Annotated in this window: 1 protein-coding gene; it reads left to right on the top strand. The window is 38.5% G+C overall.

Annotated elements, in window-relative coordinates:
- Positions 1-134: 134 nt before the first annotated feature.
- Positions 135-1,307: an IS5 family transposase gene (locus H524_RS15800; protein ID WP_052339091.1), complete on the top strand. Its 1,173-nt coding sequence runs from the start codon at positions 135-137 to the stop codon at positions 1,305-1,307.
- Positions 1,308-1,528 lie beyond the last annotated feature (221 nt).

Here is a 1,528-nt window from a genome sequence, read left to right as displayed (position 1 = left end):
GGGAACTTCTATAAATCAAAAACATGATATATATCAGGCGGAGGCGTGATATTTTGCTTGAAAACCTTGGGGTACAATGATATAATACATCATTAATAACAAACAAAAAACATTACCCCAAGGATAACAAAAACATGTCAACAGTATACATTTTTAATCACCCAAATGCAACTAAACTTATTCCATCTTCCAGAGAGGAAATACTAGCAAATGAACCTATTCTGCTAGCACTCGACCAAAACTTCGACTTTGAAAGTTTGCGTGGTTATATCGAGGACAACCTGAAAGCCTTTAGAAAGCAACAGTCAAATGTAAGCGATGATGCCCAACCACATGACACGCAGCACATTGCTGATGAGCAATGTGATGCTGATATTTTGTCCCCATTGCAGCCAAATCAAGCTATAAAAAGCAAGTATGCAAGAGCAAATGCTGGTCGTCCTAGCTATGATCCTGTATTAATGTTCAAGATCATTGTGCTTAAATTTGCTTTCGATCTAAGTGATAACAAGGTAGTTAGAGCTATAAAGGATCGTCGTTCCTTTCAGGTTTTCCTTGGTATTGACGAATCTGTTGTACCTGACCCTAAAACGGTCTGGAAATACCACGATTTATTCGCAAGCTCAGGATTATTTCAGCTATTATTTGCGAAAGCATCTAACTACATTAAAGAACTTAAGATTGTAAAAGAAAGTGACTCTTTGGGAATGGACTCTTCTTTTACTTTAGTCCCAATCCAGAGAAACACCAGAGAGGAAAATAAGCTCATTAAGGAAGGCTATGGTGAAACTCTTTGGAACGATAATCCAGCAAAGAAACGTCAAAAAGACATTAATGCAGCATGGACACAGAAAGGTGGCCAGCGTTATTTCGGATATAAGCTTCATGCTAGTGTTTGTCTAGTCTCAAAGCTCATAAAATCCGTACTAACTACGCCTGCGTGCGTGCATGATTCGCAGGTTATATCGCCACTTATAACAGATAGTGACGCTGGTAAGTACCTATACGCTGACTCAGCATATAGCGGACAAAAACAACTAAGCGAGATAGTGAGCTTAGGTCTAATTCCAGCTGTTTGCGAAAAAGGCAGAAGAAACAATCCACTTACTAATGAGCAAAAAGAGTCAAACCGCCAAAAATCCAAGATACGAGCAAGGGTTGAGCATGTTTTTGGTCGCTTAGCACATTGGGGAGCTGATGAAATAAGGACTATCGGCATTAAGCGTGCAGATGCTCATCACCATTTAGTGGCAATGTTTTATAACGTAATGCAGCTAATCAATCTTGGTATAAAAATCAAATTCTAGCCAAGGTAACTAAAAGTTTGGATCGTAATTCAATATATCCTGCTTAAACGGCGGGAGGGGCTGTCACGCCTTATGCAAGTAAAAATCAAGGAGTGACATACAAAAAACGCACTAATGCTAGTAAAACAATCTTTGTTTCAACATCATTTTAGTTGTCAAAGTCATCTTGCCATTTTTAAAACTTGCTTACTGCTTTTAGAATTTGAATAATAGAAGGTCCC

This window comes from Anaerobiospirillum succiniciproducens DSM 6400 (genome assembly GCF_000482845.1).
Classification (GTDB): Bacteria; Pseudomonadota; Gammaproteobacteria; order Enterobacterales; family Succinivibrionaceae; genus Anaerobiospirillum; species Anaerobiospirillum succiniciproducens.
Note: the sequence above shows the minus strand (reverse complement) of the source record. Positions and strands in the feature narration are given on the sequence as shown.

Excerpts from the sequence above, each read along its gene's own strand:
- H524_RS15800 (WP_052339091.1), top strand. The coding sequence starts at position 135 with ATGTCAACAGTATACATTTTTAATCACCCAAATGCAACTAAACTTATT.